A 17,512-nucleotide genomic window follows, 5' to 3' on the forward strand; every position below is an offset into this window, starting at 1 on the left:
TCTCTTGCCTCAGCATGAATGCCATTGGCCGGCATAACCGGCCAATGGCACTGTTTCACTTACAGCGTGTTGCGCGTCAGATCGCATCTTCCGGAAGATTCAGATCGCGCCCACGCGTTTCCGGTGCCACAAACGTGGTCAGAAAACCGATGGTCGCCATCGCCGAGAAGTACACGGCAATCGCCCACCAGTGTCCGGTGAACGATAACAGCGCCGCAGCCACCAAAGGTGCTGTCCCTCCAGAAAGGATAGACCCCAGTTCTTTCGCCACCGCCATCTTGGTGTAACGGTGTTTGACACCAAACATTTCCACACCCCACGCGGCCTGCACCCCAAAAATACCGAGCGAGGCCAGCGCCATGCCGACAACCATCACCGGAATCACAATCGCCGGGTCACGACTGTCCATCAGGCTGAATGCCGGCCAGGCATAAATCATCAGCAGCAGACAGAAACCACGATAGGTGATACGGCGGCCAAAGCGGTCAGACATCCAACCGGCAAACGGAATAATCAGGAAACCCAGCAACGAGGCAATAAACACCGCCGTCGTTGGCACCGACTTATCGAGCATCAGCACTTTCGCGACATAACCGACGATAAAGCCCTGCGCCAGATAGGAAGGACCGTTTTCGCCGATACGTAAGCCGACCATCGTCCAGAACGCACGGCTGCGCTGCCAGAAACTGCGGGTATCAACCTCGGCGGCGGCATGCTGCAATGTGGCGTTACGCTCTGCCTGCAGTTGCGCCTGCTGGCGTTCAAACACCGGGGTTTCACGCAGATGACGACGCAGCCATAACGCGACCACGGCAATCAGCACGCTACTGAGGAACGGAATACGCCATCCCCAATCCAGCAAGGTTTGTTTATCCATCTGAATCACGGCAAGCCACACCAGCGAGGCGATCAGCGTGCCACTATTCGAGCCGAGGGCAATCACGGAAGAGACCAGACCGCGACGCGCAACCGGGGCATACTCGCCCAGCATCACGGTGCCACCAGACAGTTCTGCACCGGCGCCCAACCCTTGGGTAAAGCGCAACAGCACCAGACAAGCGGGTGCCCAGACGCCGATCGTGGCGTAAGAAGGGATGAGACCAATCAAGGTTGTCGATGCGCCCATCAGGATGATGGTAGCGATCATCACGGTTTTGCGGCCTTTCCGGTCACCGATCCAGCCAAACAGCAGCGCACCAATTGGGCGTGCAATAAACCCGACGGACCAGGTGGCAAAACTGGAGAGCAGCGCCATAGTGGGTGTGGCATTGGGGAAAAACACATCGCCAAAGATGATGCCTGCTGCCAGGCCATAGAGCGCGAAATCCGCATACTCCATTGCCGTGCCGAGCCAGCAAGAGAAGGTGGCGCGCCAGAAATCTTTGCGGCCAGAAGAGGTTTCCAGCCGCATGTCAGCAGCTGAAGAGGTGCTCAGTGAAGTTTGTTGCGAAACGGACTGATGTACCGTCATGACCTTTTCCCTGAAATAGGTGAAAACAGCAAACGCCCTTCCGTGGGACGGTTCCCTTGCAACAAGCGGAACTCCCCGGTGACGACGTTCAGTAGGCAAACCTGGATGAAAGTCAAAGAACTCCCTGGTGTTGGAATTCACTCATTCGCCTGTTCTCGTCGATGTTTTTTTCATTGATCGCATTAGTAAGGCAAATGTAACCACGTCATCTCAAGGCCAACTTTGTCTCTGGCACCGTGAGTTATCACTGTGGACACAGTCTATCTACGCGCGTAGATAAATCAAGTGATAAAAGTGAAAATAATTAATTTATCTTCACTATAACTCGGGATTAGAAAGCAAAAATGGCGTTAATTCATAACATTACAGCTCATTCAAACCAACAGCAGCGCATTAACCTCAATGTAATTAACGAGCGTTGCTTATCATTAGCTGAGTTGTGGCTGATCCTTCATCGCGCTTTTTTTCGCACAAATCAGTTAAGCTTTGATGACAATTGCGAATTAATCTTAAAACCCTTTCGCCAGTGCGGTTCAGCTATCACCTGCATTACACTGGGTAAAAATCACACAGGGCGCCTATGACCATCATCCTCATGCGACACGGTAAACCTGACCATCCGGTCAGCGGGCGCTTTACTGCGCGAGCGCTGGCCGACTGGTGTGAGGGCTATGACCAGGCGGACATTTGCGACTCACCGCCGCCGCGCAGTATGGCCATCGCGCGAATGGCCCGCGTGATCGCCTCCAGCCCGCTACCCCGCGCGCGTTCCTCACTCACGCGTCTCGGCCTGCAACCGCATGAGGTGGATGAGGTCTTCAGTGAAGTGGCCATGCCGCTGCTGCCGTTCGAACGCCTGCACCTGCCGCTGACCGTTTGGCTCGCCCTTTTGCGCCTGTTATGGTTATGCGGTTACGCCGGGCATGTGGAATCGTTGACCCATGCCCGAGCACGGGCGCGTCAGGCGGCAGATAAGTTGGTCACGTTATCAAAACAGGGAACGGTGTTGCTGGTGGGGCACGGCATCATGAACAAAATGATCGCCCGGGAACTGCGTAAACGCGGCTGGCAGGCGGAAAAACATGCCAGCAGCCGCCACTGGAGCAGCGCGATTTACCATCGCCCGTTTATTTAACCCTGATACGCCCAATCAAACATTGCGAGCAGGTGCCTGACGATCGCTGCCACAAGGAGATACCCCGCCGTCAGTTCAACTGGAAGTAACTCAGCACCTCACAGCCTTTTCCGGCGTTCGGGGTCGCTATCACCTTCATTTGCAGCAAATCAATCACGCTCAATGATCCATCGCCTTCATTGGCAATCAGCAGCGTTCGATTATCCGCACTGAAACAGCCATCCATCGGTTTGTTGCCGACCGGAACATCTCCCAACGGATTGAGTAAATCATCAAACAGTGTGATGAGCGGCTCCTGATCGCCAATCGCCACCAAACGCTCGCCGTTGGCGCTAAAGCGCACGACCTGGCAGGGCTGTTGATGGGCCGTGAGTTTAATGCGCTGGCGAATACGATGACTTTGGCGATCGACCACATACAGTAACGGTGCGTCGGCCGCGCTAGCGACCAGATAAGGATGCTTCGGCGAGGCCGCGATACCGGAGATCGGCCCCGGCAGCAGAATATTGTCAATGATGCGCCCTTCTGCCTCGCACAGATCCACCACCGTGATGCTGGCGTCTTCTTCGTTCTCTGTGAACAATTTACGCCCGCTGGGTGAAAGCGTCAGACGATGCGCATTGTGCGACGGCAGCTTAATGATTTTCTCCACCCTATCGGTAACGGGATCGATGACTGCCACAGCCGCACTGTTTTCACAGCAGAGGTAGACTTTGCCATCACGGCCCAATTGGCCACTGTGGGGCGACTGCAACGGAGATAAATCGATAAAACCGCTGATCTGGCGTTTGCGTAGATCGATCACCGCCACTTTGTGACCAGGATGGGGATTGTCGCCATGAATGCCGTCACCATAGATCGGCACATAGGCTTTCTCTTGCTCAGGTAACATCAGTAACTCATGCGGACGCGGCGGAAACGCATTCAGCTCCTGTTGCACGGCAAAGGTGTCGGGATCGAGAAACAGAACTCGATTCCCCTGCTTATCGACCGCCAGTAATCCACGGTTGTGTGGCTGCATAGTGCCTCCTTTGTGTTAACCACCTCGTCTAAGCGTAGTTAACCTGCATCAGGAAGGGGCAAATCCCTGCCAGGCCAGCGAAAAATGTAGCCGATTTAAACCATTTGAATGCGGGGATTTTTTATCTAACCCGCAGCCAGCGCCAAGGCTAAGTTATTTTATTAGGAATAGTCCTAACGACGATTAATTATAAAATCAGTCGGCCAGTCAATTATTTTTGGGAAATTTTACGCTTAACGGATCCTTCATTTTCCGGTTTATCTGAAAGCAAAAAAAAGTAATAGCCTCTAAGACCAGAATGCTTTATTAAGCTGATGTGAGTACTTTTTACACACAGCCGTGAGGAAACATAAGAGCGCATAAGCTGCCAGCATCAGGGAATCCTTGCCACCATAATCACAATAATCAGGTGCACCATGAATAAAAAACGTCTCCAGCCAGCGCTCGTGCTCTGGCAGAACTGGAAAAGAATCGCTTTTACCAGCCAGACATTACTGCAGAAAAAACAGCATACTGCGCTCTGCGCGCCGGAGTACGATCCTGGCGAAGAGGACAATATCGTGTTGTTTTCTGGCGAAAAGTCGCTGCCAGAAATACCGAAAAAAGTGTGGATGTATTGGGATAGTGAATATTTACCGAAATCTATGATGTTAAATATTCAAAAGCTGCGCAAAGATAATCCTGATCACGATATCTATTTGCTCAATCGATTAACGGTAAAAGAAGTTTTACCTGATTTTATTTTCACCTCAACATTATTAAGCGAACAGCAAAAAAGCGAAGTCATTCGTCTGGAACTGCTGTTGCGCTACGGCGGTATTGCCATTGATTGCAGCACGCTGTTATTTGAAGATCTCTCATGGGTGCATCGTGCCCATCAAGAGCGCTGCATGGATGTGATTGGTTATTATCGTGAAAATTCCACCGTCAATTATCTGGCGCCAGTGATTGAAAACTGGTTCCTGGCGGCGGCACCGAATAACCCGTTTATTCGTGAATGGCAGAAGCAGTACGCCCCCATCAAACATCTGGGTGAGCAGAATTATTTCAACGAGCTCAACAAGCGCGATGACTATGCACTCCTGACCCAGAAAATTGACCAACCGCAGCAGCAGTTGGGTTCACTGGCACAACAGGCGGCGATGCGGGAATATCGTCGGGTGAATCTCTATCTGCGCAAGTGTGAAGCCAACGCTTACTATTATCAGCGTTTGAGCGGCTGGAAAAGCGAGGCGTTTGCACATGCTATCCTGTTCAACCAGCGTCCTATGACGCCACCACCGGTGATTAAACTCAGCGGTAACGAACAGATGCACCTCGACTTCAACCTGCGTTTAGGCAATTACAACCGCAGCAGCCTGCTGGGTGAGATGATGCAGCCGCATGCGGCGATAGCGTTGGCTTCACCCATCAACAAAGCGCGCGCGTAGCCAGTGGATAAAGGTGGTCACCGCCCGTGGCACTTGTGCTGCATACGGGCGCACCACCCACAGCCTATCGGCAAAAGCATCCACGGTTTGCCACTGCGGCAGAACCTGTTGCAACGTGCCCGATTTCAGCGCCGCCGCGGCGCTGAAATCGGGCAGCATGGCAATGCCCAATCCTTGCAGCGCGGCATCGCGGATTGATTCGCTGTTATTGGTAGCAAAATTACCCTGAATTTTTACCTGCACGGATTCACTGCCGCCACTCACCGGGCGGAAACGCCATTGTGGCGATTCCAGACCACGCGGATAGTAGAGGCAGTTATGTTGCTGCAACGATTCTGGCACCTGAGGCACACCGTTTTGCGCCAGATAAGCCGGCGAGGCCACTAACAGCGCGCGCGTCTCACACAGCGGCAACGCCACATGGGTTTCGGGCAATGTCTGGCTATGGCGGATGGCGAGATCAAATCCTTCACTGCCTAACGACACTAAGCGATCGGTAACATCCAGCTGCAGCCGCACCTGCGGATACTCTCGCAAAAAATCACCGATAATCGGCACCAGCTGCTGACGTGCAAACGCCACCGGCGCGCTGACACGCACCAGGCCGCGGACTGGCCCGGCCTCATCGCGCACGCTGAAAAAACTTTGGGCGATGCGTGCGAAAGGATCGCGCAACTCATCCACCAGCTTCTCGCCCGCCGAGGTCAGACGCACGCTGCGCGTGGTGCGCTGCACCAGTGACACCCCCGCCATCTCTTCCAGCTCTTTAATCTTTTGGCTCATAGCCGCTTTGCTGACATCTAATCGTTCAGCTGCACGAGTAAAACTGCCCAGTTCAGCCAGCACCGTTAGCCAGTGCAAATGCACCCAGAGTGCATCAGTTTTGATTTCTTTCATATGGATTGTTCAAAATAATAAATAATCATTTCAACCAGCGCGCTTTTTCTTTCCTGCAGCAAGCGGCAGCATAAAGCCACATCCTACTCTTATCTTGTGAGCAAAAACGAGGGTTTATTTATGCCGTTACTGACTTTTGATGTGATTCAGGGCCGTTCTGAATCAGAAATTCGTACCTTGCTGGACGCCGCGCACCGCGCGGTATTAAGCGCGTTCAAAGTCCCCGCGCGGGATCGCTATCAGATTGTTCATGAGAATAAACGCTATCAAATGGAGTTTCAGGATACCGGGCTGGGTTTCGAGCGGACCGATAACCTGGTGATGGTGCGCGTGTACACCAGCCCAAGAAGTGAAGAACAGAAAACGCTATTCATGGCAGAGTTAGCGCGCGAGTTGCAGGAAAATTGTGGCGTGCAGGGCAACGATCTGATGATCAGTTTTATCACTAACAGCAAAGGCGACTGGAGCTTTGCCGACGGCGAAGCGCAGTATCTGACTGGCAAGCTCTGATCCCTCCTCGCCCCTCGCTGGCAGCGGCGCGTGCGTTGCTGCCAGGTCAAACCATAGTCAATCTAAACCTGCCTTAAACGGATCGGAACCCACCGCACAATTCTGTGTGGTTATGTTGCAGCACTGTGACAGCCCATATAAATTGACGCATAACCCCCAAAGAGGGCCGAGGGCGCAGGGATGGCGTCACTATTTTATGTGAGGATCAAACCTTGTCCGAGTTGGTTTCGGTTGTACTCTTTTTAGCGGCAATCGCCGTTTACTCCTGTAAAGCCGGGCGAAATAAATTCTGGTTTATCCTGATCTTAGTGCTGCTCACGCTGTTTATCGTGCTCAATGCCACGCTGTTCGCCAGCAACTATTTTACCGGCGATGGCATCACCGATGCGGTGCTGTATACCCTGACCAACAGCCTGACAGGTGCCGGCGTCAGTAAATATGTGGTGCCCGCTATTGGATTAATCATTGGCCTGTTTTTGCTGTTTTGCCTGCTTTCCTGGCTGCTACGCCGCCGTAAACGGCCGCATCATTTAGGCTGGAGTTTACTGGCTATCGCCTGCGCTGCAGGTTCGGTGCAAACCACACCTGCTTTTCGTCAGGTGAAGGATCTTATTGCCTCACATTCACGTCTGGCCGACTCTGATTTCGATAACTATTTTAAGACGCCCAATAAAACCATTCCCGATCCCAAACTCAACCTGGTGTACATCTACGGTGAGAGCCTTGAACGCACCTATTTTGATCAAGATGCTTTCCCCGGACTCGCGCCGGAACTGAGTCGCGAAAAAGACCAGAGCATCGATTTCAGTGAAACCGAGCAGTTACCAGGCACCGATTACACCATTGCTGGCATGGTCGCTTCTCAATGCGGTATCCCACTGTTTGCCCCTTTTGATGGTAACGCTTCGGCCTCGCTTTCCAGCTTTTACCCGCAGAATATTTGCCTCGGCGATATCCTGAAGAATTCCGGTTATGAAAACTGGTTTATCCAGGGCGCAGACTTACGTTTTGCTGGCAAAGATACCTTCCTGCTGTCACACGGCTTTTCGCCCGCACATATGTACGGCTCGCAAGAGCTCATCAGCCGCGTCGCCGATCCCAGTTACCGCAACAACTGGGGTTTTTACGATGATACGGTGATGGATGAAGTGTTTGAGAAATACGAAGCGCTTTCACGTCAGCAAAAACGTTTTGCCTTGTTCACCCTGACGGTGGACACCCATCATCCTGACGGATTTATCTCGCGCAGCTGTCAGCGCAAAAGCTACAGCTACGATGGCAAACCGAACCAATCCTTCAGTGCGGTGGCCTGCTCACAAGAGCATGTCGCGCGTTTGATTGCGCGCATCAAAGCGTCACCCTGGTTTAAAAACACCATCATCGTCGTCAGTTCGGATCATCTGGCCATGAATAACACCGCGCATCAGTACCTGATCAAGCAGCCGCGCCGCGATCTGTTTATGGTGATTCGTGGTGACCAGCCACAAGCGGAAGTGCTGGATGGCAAACGCAGTACCCTGGATAACGGTGCGACGGTGCTGGATATTCTGGGTGGTGATAAGGCGATTGGACTCGGCCGCAGCGGCCTCTCTTCGACGTCTTTATCGGCGCAGTTTGAAGACATGGCGCAAAAAGTGACCGCATGGAAAGCCGATATCATCCAGCTGTGGAATTTCCCCAGCAAGCTCGATGCGTTTACTGTCGACCAGCAAAAAAACACCTTCAGCTTCTCCGGCTCTACCTTTAAATTGCCTATTCTATTTCGCATTGGGCAAGATCGCGTCGAGCCACTGCCAGAAGGCGAATATTCGGCACCGCTGCGCTACCAGCTCGCAGACTTTACCGCTTCTGATAAATTTGTCTGGGTCGATCGCTGCTTCAAGATGGGCCGTTTATGGCAGCCCGATTTGGCACTCTCTAGCGATCTCTGTGTCGCCATGGGTCAAATGGGGGCAAAACCGACGGTAACGCGCATCGAAAAACCGCAGTGGAAGGGCAAAGCGCAATTCCCGAAAGCCGAGGTGAGTGCCGCGACTTATCAACTCAACGAGCAGCAGATTCGCGTGGAAGATAATGCGATTCGCTATAACGCCGACAGCTTCCTGCTGACTGTGCCAGGCGCTCCCGACAGCGTGAAGCGTTTCACAGGAATATCTCGCCCCGAAAGCTGGGGACGTTGGTCAAATGCGAATCTGGCACCTGAAGTGAATATCGAATATGTCGAACCTTTACCGTCTCGCTTTGATGTGCAGATCACCGCACGCGCTTTTGGACCCAATGCGCATCGACTGATTCCAGTTCGCGTCGGTGATGAAGAGCAGATGCTGAATCTGGGCGATGATTTCTCGACCACCACACTGCATTTCAGCAACCCCAACGGCAGTCACAACCTGATTATTGCGCCACCTGAGCCGCAACTCTCTAACGTCGGCAATATTACCGGGCAGGATCCGCGCAAATTGGGCATTGGTATGGTGGAGATAAAAATTATTCCACATCCGTAAAATTAAGCCATTCCCCCACCCATGCAGGCCTGCCAACGCGCAGGCCTTTTTTATTAGTTGTTTTCGTTACTTATTGTAAGCATTGATTTTTTTCGAGATACCGCGCAAAATCCATTTCATTACATTGTGAAACTATCACCTACTGGATAGGCTTTCATTTTCACGGAAGGACACCAGAGGAATGAAAGGATGATACTGACCATGATTAACACGCATAAAGCCTATAAAGCGTTACAGGATGCAGGCGTCGCCGATAGACAGGCTGAGGTAATGGTGGAGATTTTTGCTGATATGCAGCAGGAAAATGCCTTAACCAAATTTGACTTGTCACAGGCGACAGAAAGCTTGATCCGGGCGCAAAGCGCGACAAATAACCGACTCGATGCTCTCGAAGGCCGCTTAGACCAATTTCAAAACGAGGTTACATTACAATTTCACGCGGTGAATCAGCGTTTTGAAGCGCTCGAAAAAAGTATCGATGAGCGGTTTGATAAAGTTGATAAAAGGTTCGATAAAATCGATGAGCGGTTCGCAAGAATCGATGAAAAGTTTGAGAAGATTGATGAGAAATTCGCAAAAATCGATGAGAAATTTGAAAAAATCGATGAGAAATTTGAAAGAATCGATGAGAAATTTGAAAAAATCGACGAACGGTTCAATCAGCAAGACATTAAAATCAACGCGTTAGACCAACGGATGCAGATTGGTTTTACCGAATTAAAACAAGACAACATCTGGATCAGACGCGTTCTGCTCACTATCGCCACCGCATTAATTGCCATGACGACCAAATATCTCTTAAACAGCTGAGCCAGGCGGGCAGCCCGGCCCTTCACAGCCTTAACGCAGCGCTTCCAGTTTCATGCGCTGCGTCCCTTCTGCATTGAAATTCTCCGCTGCCAGCCAGCGTTCGAATGCCTGCTTAAGCGGCGGCCATTCGCCATCAATAATCGAGAACCAGCAGGTATCACGACTGCGCCCTTTATAAACAATCGCCTGGCGAAATAGGCCTTCAAACTGGAATCCCAGCCGCAATGCCGCTTTGCGTGAAGGTAAATTACAGCTGTCGCATTTCCATTCGTATCGACGATAGCCCAACTGTTCAATGGCATAACGCATCAGCAGATAGTGCGCTTCTGTTGCCATAGAGGTTTGCTTGAGCAGCGGTGAAAATGCCACATGCCCCACTTCCACCACACCGTGCGCGGTGTCGATGCGCATCAATGCCAATGTGCCCACCGCACGCTGACTGCGCAGGTCAATCACCGCAAAATGCATCGGATCCTTACCCTGCTCAATCTTGCGCGCATAAGCCAGATACTCCGCCTCACTGGTAAAGGGCTCAGCAAACATATAAGTCCAGTCACCGCCATCAATGGCCAGCGCATAGGCGGCGTAGAGATCGCGACCGTGGCGTTCCGCACTTAAAGGTTCCAGACGGCAGTACTGGCCGTTGAAAGTCTCATAAGAGGGCCAGCTGCGCGGTTGCCAATCTGGCAATGGTGCACCGACTGGTTGTCCGTAGGCGTTGGTGTGTTGCGTCATGGTTCCGTTCCTTTGTCAGTGAAAGCGTAATGAGCAGCGTGCCACTTTTCCGGCGCATTAAAAAGCACCCGAGAGGATGAATCTGAAGGAGGAGGGATTTGCAGGAAGCGTGGCAGCCTGACGGCCGCCACACAAAGGGAGAGATTAACCCTTAAAGAAGATGTCGCCAGATTTACCCATCACAATCTTGCCGCTGTCGTCGGTGATCAGGATGTAGTTGGCATTGATATAAGCCCAGTGTGTACCAGGCTGCGGTGCTGGCAGGTGGCGTGGCTGCCACTCCACAATGGTGTACTGCTTTTTACGATACTCATCGGGTACTACATCACCGACTTTGTACTCTTTGTAGTCGATAATGATGGTATTCAGATCGTAATTATTTTGCCCGGCAGGGGCATCTTGCATCCCGTTCTGCGATGGGCGAATCGGTGCCACATCGCCGCTGGATTCCGCTGGTTCGTTGCTGGCCGGGGCATCCACTGCCGGAGCCTGAGTTTGTGCGTCGGGTGCGGTCTGCTGCACCTGAGGTGGCGGTGGTACGTTATCCGTTTGCTCGCCTTCAGCCAGTGCGGCTGGAGTCAGGCTCAAAGCGCCCAGAAAAATTCCTGCAGAAAGAAGGGTGACGTGTGTCCTGCGCATTGGTGATTTCCACTCTGGTTAATTATTAACTGTCCAATTTACTGACAAGTGCAGCACGCAGAAGGTTCCCCCGGCGCGCTTTGCGCGTCAAATTTCGCTGCACAGCATACCTCAGCAAAAGCGATTTTTGGCGCAGTAAAATTGCAAGCAACCATGTTCGTTACTCTGCCTGGTTCTTCTGCGCCAGATCCATCAACAGAGCAATGCCCAGATAGTTGCTCCAGTTAAAGGCATTTTGCAGCACCACAATCGCATTGCCATTTTGTTTATCAAAACCGATAAAGCTGGAGTAGCCGCCAATATAGCCCACCTGATAGGTGATTTTCTGCTGACCGTAGGTGTCCGTGACCCAGGCAATATTTTGAGACTGGTTGCCATGCTGTTCATAGCCTTGATTAACCTGAGCAAAAGCGGCATTGATGGGGGCGCTGGCGTCATTGTGTAAATGCGCATCCAGATAGCGGATTAAATCACGTGCGTTGCTATACAAACTGGCGGCGGCCACCATGTTATTGCTGAATGCCCAATCCGGCGTCAACTCACCACGCGGAATCAGCTTTGGCTGATCGCCCGCATGGCCCAGCGCACGGATCGGATAGCCGCGCAGGCTTTGCGGTGTGAAGCTGCTGCTGGTCATGCCCAGGGGCTGGAAAAGATTGCGTTGCGCCAGGCTTTCGATGCCCTGATGCAGGCGATGCTTCAGAATATAGCCGAGCAGCGCATATCCCAGATTGGAATACTGCGCCACGGGTTTTGCTGGTGCGTCAAAATCAGCCAGATAGCTCAGCACGGCATCGCTATCGAGGTTGCCGTAAAAATTCTCACCACTGCGCAGATACGCCATAAATTTCATAAACATCGGCAAATCCATATCCTGACGCGGCAGGCCAGAGGTGTGCGTGACCAGTTGCAGCAGCGTGATGCGTTTTGCATCTTCACTGAGCGGCACTTCCGGCGGCAGCAACGTAGCAAGCGTATCGTTCCAGTGCAGCTCGCCGCGATCCACCAGCTCAATGATCACCTCCGCCGTTATGCCTTTACTGAGCGATCCAAGCGCAAACAACGTATCGGGTGTGATCGGATAACGGTGTACCGCATCAGTCACGCCAAAACTATAAAACTGCGCAGGCTGGCGCTGATGGATAATCGCAATGCTGATGCCCGGCACCTGCTTTTGCTGCATGTAATGCCGCACGATGTCATCGACGTTTTCATTAAAGGTCGCATGGGAGAGATAGACTTTATCGCCGACCGGAGCAGAGGTTTGTGACAGCGTGCCACAGGCGCTCAGCAATAGACTGCAGCACAACAGCAGCAAAAGCGGAATGATGCGCCGCATCATTCAGGAATCCTGGTAAAAGTTTTCATAACAATTGATTTATATAATATTTTTTATTTTTAGCAAAACGTGCGATGGGTGTTTGTGGCGAAATATAACACAGATGGGGGTAATCGCCACCTGCCAGAAACAGGTGGCGGCTGGGAATTATTGATTCACCGGAATCACCGATCCTTGATAGTGCTGGTTGATAAATTCGGCAGTTTGCTTTGACTCCAGATCTTTGGCTAATTCAAGAATCCGCGGGTCATGTGCCAGTTTTGGCGTGGTCACCAATACATTGGCATACGGATTATCTTTCGCTTGCTCCAGCGCTAGCGCATCTTTCGATGGCACTAGCCCTGCCTGCAACGCGTAGTTACCGTTGATGATTGCCAGTTGTGCATCATCCAGTGCACGCGGCAGTTGTGGCGCTTCGATTTCAATGATTTTCAGATGGTGTGGGTTGTCACTGATATCCGCTGTCGTGACCAGCGAATGGGATTGACTGCCCTTGAGTTTTATCAAGCCGCTGTCCTGCAACAGATACAGCGCACGGCTTAGATTAGTGACATTATTGGGTACCGCGACCTGCGCGCCATCAGTCAGATCTTTCAGGGATTTCACTTTATGCGAGTAAATGCCTAACGGCTCAATATGCACCGTCGCCACCACGGAAAATTTCTCCCCCAGGGCTTTTTCCTGATCGCGCAAATAAGGCACATGCTGGAAATAATTAGCATCAACATCGCCGCGCGCTAACAGTTCATTGGCGTTGAGATTGCCGTTGAGCTCAATCACTTTCAGATCGAGCTTTTTATCGGTTTGTTTGATGTGGTTGAGGATTTCACTGTGTGGCACCGGATCGGCCGCCACACGCAAAGCCGCTGCCGAAGCAGAGGTGCTGAACATCGAGAGTAGTGTCAGCGTGGCTATCACCTTTTTAGTCATATGCTTTCCTTAATTTTATGATGATTGAACCGTGTTCTGGGCGTCGGCGTAGTAACGCGCTGCCACGTCGCGATGCGATCGCAAACGCCCTTTGAGATAGTTCCAGCCCACTTCACGCAGCAGCGGATTATTGGGATCGCTGGTCGGCCCACGCGCTTCAGCCGCGAGCGGCGCGGGTAATTGATAAATCGGCACTTCGGCATCCAACTGCGCCCCCAGGAAAAAGGCGATGGAAACACGCTCCTTGTGTACAGGTGGTGACAGCACGCGGTGTATCGTTGCGCGCAAATAGCCATTGGTCGCAATCTCTAGCAGTTCACCGATGTTCACCACAAATGCACCCGGTTTTGGCAACGCATCCACCCAGTTTTCTGGCGTCACTTCCACCTGTAATCCGCGCTGTTCATCCTGCAGCAGAAATGTCAGGAAGCCAGAATCTTTATGCGCACCTACGCCCTGTTGGCTGGCATTGCTCGCCTGCCCGGGGTAGCGAATCAGCTTCACATGTTCATTGGGATGCGAACCGTACAGCGCATCAAACGCATCCGCCGGCAACGACAGTGATTTGGCGAACGCGCGCAACAGGCGCAGTGCGACATCCGTCATTGCCTGCTGCCAGGCGTGGATCACCGGCCTTAGCTGCGGCAGCGCCTCTGGCCATAGATTTGGCCCCTGCAGACGCTTCCAGGCGGGATCGCCGGCTTGCAACGTTAAGGCCACGCGTTCCGCGCCAATATCGAACTGCTCACGCTGATCGCGCTGTTCACGGGTGTATTCCACACCAGCCCGGTTGTAGCCGCGGAAATGTGGCGAGTGGATCATTGAGACGCGTTGCTTCTCCTCATCCGGCAGGGCAAAAAATGCCTGAGTGATGCTTTTCACGTTCTGCAGCAGCTGTGGATTGATGCCATGATTGATCAGGTAGAAAAAACCGACATCACGCGCCGTGGTGCGCAGTTCAGCGAGATAAGGCGACTGTTCAGCATCCGGGAGTTCCAGCAGCGCCAAATCCAGCACCGGCAATGTTTCCGCCATAAAATTTGCTCCTTAACGCAGTAAAATTCTGCGTTTACGCTGCCATTGGCGTCCCATTCCAGCCAATACTGTTGCGCAATATGTTATGGCGAATGATTTTTAGGAAAGCTTCAGCAATCGATATGCAAAAAGCGGTAAATCCGTGCCGCTTCCCGCTATAATCGCGCCGTCAAAACTTTGCCTACCCGCACCACACAGGAGATGCCGTATGAACCAAGGCCCGTTAACCGAGAAAGAACTGAACTGGCTGGAAGATATGCTGGAGAAATACGGCAATGAACAGTCGGTGGTGGATACCTCCGAGCTGGATGGCATGCTGACGGCTCTGCTCTCCGGCCCGAACGATATCGAACCGAGCGAGTGGCTGGTGGCGATGTGGGGTGACAAGAAGCACATTCCAAAATGGTCCAGCGAGCGTGAAATGGATCGTTTTATGGCGCTGATTTTCCAGCACTTCAACGACATTGCCGAACGTCTGGCGGAGTTCCCGGATCAGTTTGATCCGCTGTTTGGCATGCAGGAAATGGAAGGTCAGGAGTTCACCGTAGTGGAAGACTGGTGTTATGGCTATCTGCGCGGCGTGGCGTTAGATCAAGACTGGGATCAGCTGCCAGAGAGCCTGCAACCGGCGATGGAAGCCATTAAGCTGCACGGTAGCGAAGCGCAGTTGGCAACGCGCGAAGCGTTCTCGCCAGAGGAGTTTGAAGCCAGCATTGACGCCATTCGCCCAGCGGCGCTGGAACTGCATGAATACTGGCAGGAACAGCGCATGGCGCAGCCGGATCCAGAACCTCAGCTGCCACACTTCGCGGGCGAGAAAACCGGCCGTAACGATCCCTGCCCGTGTGGTAGCGGTAAGAAGTACAAGCAGTGTTGCGGTAAATAATGCCACATCACCGTAAGAGGGCGTCAGGTCGCGCCCTCATCTCAATCTGCTTTCAATGCTGCAATTTCACTGAACCCAACTCACGTCGTATTCGGCCCTCAGGCTGTCTCGTGCGGGCTTTTCGCAACATCTCCCAAGGTATTAAGAGGCAGGCTTCACTTCAGTGACCAGGGTCGGCAATTGCCATGCACCGCCAGCGCGAATCGCACGGCACATGCCGGTGGTGGCATCACTACTCTGGACGAAATCTTTGCCATCCCATACCCAGGCCGCTGTGCTCCAGCAGTCGCCAATACCGCGTCCTTTCTGTGCCTCAGAAATCACACCCTGGCTGTAATCGGAACCGGAATCGGTGATCAGCTGCGGTTTACCCTGTAATGCACGATCCATCAGCCAGTAGCCATAGCCTTCGTTATAGGCGCCGCGCCAGCATAGCGCGGCAATCAGCACATGCGCGTCATCCACTGGCGTTAATGTGAGTGGCTCAGCGCCTTCTTCGGGTTGATCATCCGTAGGGTCCAGATTATCGCAGCTGTCATCATCGGTCAGTGAAGCAATCAGCTTCGGCTTGAGCAACGCCAGTTCATCCGCACTCAACGGACGCGGCGCGGCTTTTTCGACGTTGACCTGCTGGATCACCGGCATCGCCACTGCTGCGGGAACACTGTTTTCAGGTTTATTGCCTTTGCGCACCAGTGCGCCAGGCGTACTCAGACGGCCCTGCGCATCGTCCATCTTCAGCAGCGTGGCAAAGGCACCATTACTGGAAAGCTCGAACGGCTCTTCGCCCCCGCGAAACTCCACTTTGCCACTGCCTTTGATAGCATTAATCAGAGCCAGCGTTTGAGCGTCGGTTAGCGTCCACTCATCGTTCTCCGCTTTGGTGACCTCGCCCTGTGCGTGATCATCAATCCACAGCGCCAGAACATCCACTTGCTTAGAGTCATCATCGCCAGTATCAGCCAGTACCACACGTCCGTGGGTCGGTGCATTGGGCCCGCCCTCACGCGTAAGCAGTACTGAGCCCCCTGCGCCCTCTTCAGCACTGTAACCCGCAGCACGGCAGGTCAACGTATTGTCACAGGCGAGTTCCCAGTCTTTATGGCTAAAGGAGACGCCGTCTTCATCTGCCAGCAATGGTGCGCTCAAACTGGTGAGCAGTGCGAACGCCAGCAGCAATCGGGTTTTCATGCCATCACTCCATAACGGTAAAGGTGGCTAGTGTGATGATTTTTAGGGCGCGGGAGAAGTGAATTTTTTGCGCTGATAGCCAGTCTACAGTGACGCCACAATCTGCTGGCGTAACCACTGTTGGGCGGGATCGCGGTGGAGCCGTTGATGCCACAGCATTAAAATATCAAAGCCGGGAATCTCCAGTGGTGGAGTGAAGACGTGAAGATGTGCGGCACTGCGCACCAGCCGCTCGGGTAGCACAGCGACCAAATCACTGTTCGCCAGCGCTTCCAGCATAAACAGGAAATGCGGAACCGACAGCACGACGCGACGCGAGCGTCCCAATTTTGCCAGCGCGTTATCAGTTGCGGCACTGAACCCGCCACCATCAGGCGAGATCAGCACAAATTCCAGCTGACAGAACTGATCCAGCGTCGGTGCCTGCTGTAACTGTGGATGGTCTCGCCGACCCGCCAGCACGTAGCGCTCACTGAACAACTTGCGCTGATGCAGGTTCGCTGGCGCGTTGTCACCGGTATGGAACACCACATCCAGCGCTCCTTTCTCCAGCTGTTGAGCAATCTGCGGCGGGTTAAGCGCGAAGACCGCCATCCGGCTTTGTGGCGCGGCCTCGCGAATGTTGTTGAGCGCGGGCAGCACCAGGGCTGTGGACATGTAATCGGTGGCAGCTATTCGCCAGGTGTCTTCAGCATGGGTCGGATTAAAGGCCTCCGGCGGAGCAACGGCACGCGTTAATCCCTCCAATGCCTTTCGTAGCGGTTCACGCAGACCTTCAGCGCGCGCAGTGGGCAACATACCGCGCGGCCCCGGCAACAGCAGAGGATCATCGAATACCGTGCGCAACCGGGCCAGCTGCGCACTCACCGAGGGTTGCGATAAATTCAGCCGCTGCGCCGCGCGCGTTACGTTCAACTCCTGCAGCAGAACATCCAGTGTCTGCAGCAGATTCAAATCCAGCGCATTGATATTCACTGTG

General features: G+C 53.1%; 16 protein-coding genes. 6 read left to right on the forward strand and 10 right to left on the reverse strand.

Going from position 1 to position 17,512, the window contains the following annotated elements; all coding sequences use genetic code 11:
* Positions 1–76: 76 nt before the first annotated feature.
* Positions 77–1,471, reverse strand: a complete 1,395-nt coding sequence (locus IAE30_RS06430) for an MFS transporter (protein WP_200537394.1) — start codon at positions 1,469–1,471, stop codon at positions 77–79.
* A gap of 580 nt (positions 1,472–2,051) precedes the next feature.
* Between IAE30_RS06430 and IAE30_RS06435 the strand changes: the two genes are divergently transcribed.
* Entirely contained in the window at positions 2,052–2,606 is a 555-nt protein-coding gene (locus IAE30_RS06435) for a histidine phosphatase family protein (protein WP_038649268.1), read from the forward strand.
* Positions 2,607–2,676: 70 nt separating this feature from the next.
* Here IAE30_RS06435 and IAE30_RS06440 read toward each other — a convergent pair whose 3' ends face one another.
* A complete protein-coding gene (locus IAE30_RS06440; RefSeq protein WP_038649273.1) occupies positions 2,677–3,627 on the reverse strand; it encodes a YncE family protein in 951 nt (316 codons plus the stop codon).
* Positions 3,628–4,043: 416 nt separating this feature from the next.
* On the opposite strand from IAE30_RS06440, the gene IAE30_RS06445 reads away from it, so the two are divergent.
* Positions 4,044–5,057: a glycosyltransferase family 32 protein gene (locus IAE30_RS06445; RefSeq protein ID WP_200678584.1), complete on the forward strand. Its 1,014-nt coding sequence runs from the start codon at positions 4,044–4,046 to the stop codon at positions 5,055–5,057.
* Here the strand turns inward: IAE30_RS06445 and IAE30_RS06450 are convergent.
* Positions 5,031–5,954 carry a LysR family transcriptional regulator gene (locus IAE30_RS06450; protein ID WP_038649279.1) on the reverse strand — a complete coding sequence of 308 codons (924 nt, stop codon included), beginning with the start codon at positions 5,952–5,954 and terminating at the stop codon, positions 5,031–5,033. The genes IAE30_RS06445 and IAE30_RS06450 overlap by 27 nt on opposite strands.
* A 120-nt stretch (positions 5,955–6,074) precedes the next feature.
* On the opposite strand from IAE30_RS06450, the gene IAE30_RS06455 reads away from it, so the two are divergent.
* From IAE30_RS06455 to IAE30_RS06465, 3 genes are all read left to right on the forward strand, one after another.
* Positions 6,075–6,464 (forward strand): tautomerase family protein, encoded by a 390-nt coding sequence (locus tag IAE30_RS06455; RefSeq protein ID WP_038649282.1) that lies wholly within the window; start codon positions 6,075–6,077, stop codon positions 6,462–6,464.
* Between the two features lie 212 nt (positions 6,465–6,676).
* Positions 6,677–8,968, forward strand: coding sequence for a phosphatidylglycerol--membrane-oligosaccharide glycerophosphotransferase (opgB, locus tag IAE30_RS06460; protein WP_200678585.1), 2,292 nt, complete (start codon positions 6,677–6,679; stop codon positions 8,966–8,968).
* Positions 8,969–9,157: 189 nt separating this feature from the next.
* On the forward strand, positions 9,158–9,778 hold the full coding sequence (locus IAE30_RS06465) for a hypothetical protein (protein ID WP_038649287.1): 621 nt from the start codon (positions 9,158–9,160) through the stop codon (positions 9,776–9,778).
* Positions 9,779–9,808: 30 nt separating this feature from the next.
* Here IAE30_RS06465 and IAE30_RS06470 read toward each other — a convergent pair whose 3' ends face one another.
* The 5 genes from IAE30_RS06470 to IAE30_RS06490 all read right to left on the reverse strand — a co-directional run bounded on the left by IAE30_RS06470 (position 9,809) and on the right by IAE30_RS06490 (position 14,456).
* Positions 9,809–10,513 carry a GNAT family N-acetyltransferase gene (locus IAE30_RS06470; RefSeq protein WP_038649290.1) on the reverse strand — a complete coding sequence of 235 codons (705 nt, stop codon included), beginning with the start codon at positions 10,511–10,513 and terminating at the stop codon, positions 9,809–9,811.
* A 144-nt stretch (positions 10,514–10,657) separates the two neighbouring features.
* The gene (locus tag IAE30_RS06475) at positions 10,658–11,152 is read right to left on the reverse strand and encodes an RcnB family protein (protein WP_034826295.1); all 495 of its coding nucleotides are present in this window, start codon (positions 11,150–11,152) and stop codon (positions 10,658–10,660) included.
* 160 nt (positions 11,153–11,312) lie between these two features.
* Positions 11,313–12,494 carry a serine hydrolase gene (locus IAE30_RS06480; protein ID WP_200537391.1) on the reverse strand — a complete coding sequence of 394 codons (1,182 nt, stop codon included), beginning with the start codon at positions 12,492–12,494 and terminating at the stop codon, positions 11,313–11,315.
* Between the two features lie 144 nt (positions 12,495–12,638).
* On the reverse strand, positions 12,639–13,421 hold the full coding sequence (locus IAE30_RS06485) for a MetQ/NlpA family ABC transporter substrate-binding protein (protein ID WP_200537390.1): 783 nt from the start codon (positions 13,419–13,421) through the stop codon (positions 12,639–12,641).
* A 15-nt stretch (positions 13,422–13,436) separates the two neighbouring features.
* Positions 13,437–14,456 carry an isopenicillin N synthase family oxygenase gene (locus IAE30_RS06490; protein WP_200678586.1) on the reverse strand — a complete coding sequence of 340 codons (1,020 nt, stop codon included), beginning with the start codon at positions 14,454–14,456 and terminating at the stop codon, positions 13,437–13,439.
* A gap of 208 nt (positions 14,457–14,664) precedes the next feature.
* On the opposite strand from IAE30_RS06490, the gene IAE30_RS06495 reads away from it, so the two are divergent.
* Positions 14,665–15,342, forward strand: a complete 678-nt coding sequence (locus IAE30_RS06495) for a YecA family protein (RefSeq protein ID WP_038649296.1) — start codon at positions 14,665–14,667, stop codon at positions 15,340–15,342.
* A 141-nt stretch (positions 15,343–15,483) separates the two neighbouring features.
* On the opposite strand, the gene IAE30_RS06500 is transcribed toward IAE30_RS06495, so the two are convergent.
* Positions 15,484–16,533, reverse strand: coding sequence for a DUF1176 domain-containing protein (locus tag IAE30_RS06500; RefSeq protein ID WP_200537388.1), 1,050 nt, complete (start codon positions 16,531–16,533; stop codon positions 15,484–15,486).
* A gap of 84 nt (positions 16,534–16,617) precedes the next feature.
* A complete protein-coding gene (locus IAE30_RS06505) occupies positions 16,618–17,508 on the reverse strand; it encodes a LysR family transcriptional regulator (RefSeq protein WP_200678587.1) in 891 nt (296 codons plus the stop codon).
* Positions 17,509–17,512: the final 4 nt, after the last annotated feature.

This window comes from Pantoea sp. S61 (assembly GCF_016625145.1).
Classification (GTDB): Bacteria; Pseudomonadota; Gammaproteobacteria; order Enterobacterales; family Enterobacteriaceae; genus Pantoea; species Pantoea rwandensis_B.

What these genes read in the sequence shown, in the direction of transcription:
- IAE30_RS06455 (WP_038649282.1), top strand. Translation starts at nt 6,075, where the DNA reads ATGCCGTTACTGACTTTTGATGTGATTCAGGGCCGTTCTGAATCAGAA.
- IAE30_RS06480 (WP_200537391.1), bottom strand. Translation starts at nt 12,494, where the DNA reads ATGATGCGGCGCATCATTCCGCTTTTGCTGCTGTTGTGCTGCAGTCTA.
- IAE30_RS06450 (WP_038649279.1), bottom strand. Translation starts at nt 5,954, where the DNA reads ATGAAAGAAATCAAAACTGATGCACTCTGGGTGCATTTGCACTGGCTA.
- IAE30_RS06495 (WP_038649296.1), top strand. Translation starts at nt 14,665, where the DNA reads ATGAACCAAGGCCCGTTAACCGAGAAAGAACTGAACTGGCTGGAAGAT.
- IAE30_RS06490 (WP_200678586.1), bottom strand. Translation starts at nt 14,456, where the DNA reads ATGGCGGAAACATTGCCGGTGCTGGATTTGGCGCTGCTGGAACTCCCG.
- IAE30_RS06475 (WP_034826295.1), bottom strand. Translation starts at nt 11,152, where the DNA reads ATGCGCAGGACACACGTCACCCTTCTTTCTGCAGGAATTTTTCTGGGC.
- IAE30_RS06485 (WP_200537390.1), bottom strand. Translation starts at nt 13,421, where the DNA reads ATGACTAAAAAGGTGATAGCCACGCTGACACTACTCTCGATGTTCAGC.
- IAE30_RS06500 (WP_200537388.1), bottom strand. Translation starts at nt 16,533, where the DNA reads ATGAAAACCCGATTGCTGCTGGCGTTCGCACTGCTCACCAGTTTGAGC.
- IAE30_RS06430 (WP_200537394.1), bottom strand. Translation starts at nt 1,471, where the DNA reads ATGACGGTACATCAGTCCGTTTCGCAACAAACTTCACTGAGCACCTCT.
- IAE30_RS06440 (WP_038649273.1), bottom strand. Translation starts at nt 3,627, where the DNA reads ATGCAGCCACACAACCGTGGATTACTGGCGGTCGATAAGCAGGGGAAT.
- IAE30_RS06465 (WP_038649287.1), top strand. Translation starts at nt 9,158, where the DNA reads ATGATACTGACCATGATTAACACGCATAAAGCCTATAAAGCGTTACAG.
- IAE30_RS06435 (WP_038649268.1), top strand. Translation starts at nt 2,052, where the DNA reads ATGACCATCATCCTCATGCGACACGGTAAACCTGACCATCCGGTCAGC.
- IAE30_RS06470 (WP_038649290.1), bottom strand. Translation starts at nt 10,513, where the DNA reads ATGACGCAACACACCAACGCCTACGGACAACCAGTCGGTGCACCATTG.
- IAE30_RS06445 (WP_200678584.1), top strand. Translation starts at nt 4,044, where the DNA reads ATGAATAAAAAACGTCTCCAGCCAGCGCTCGTGCTCTGGCAGAACTGG.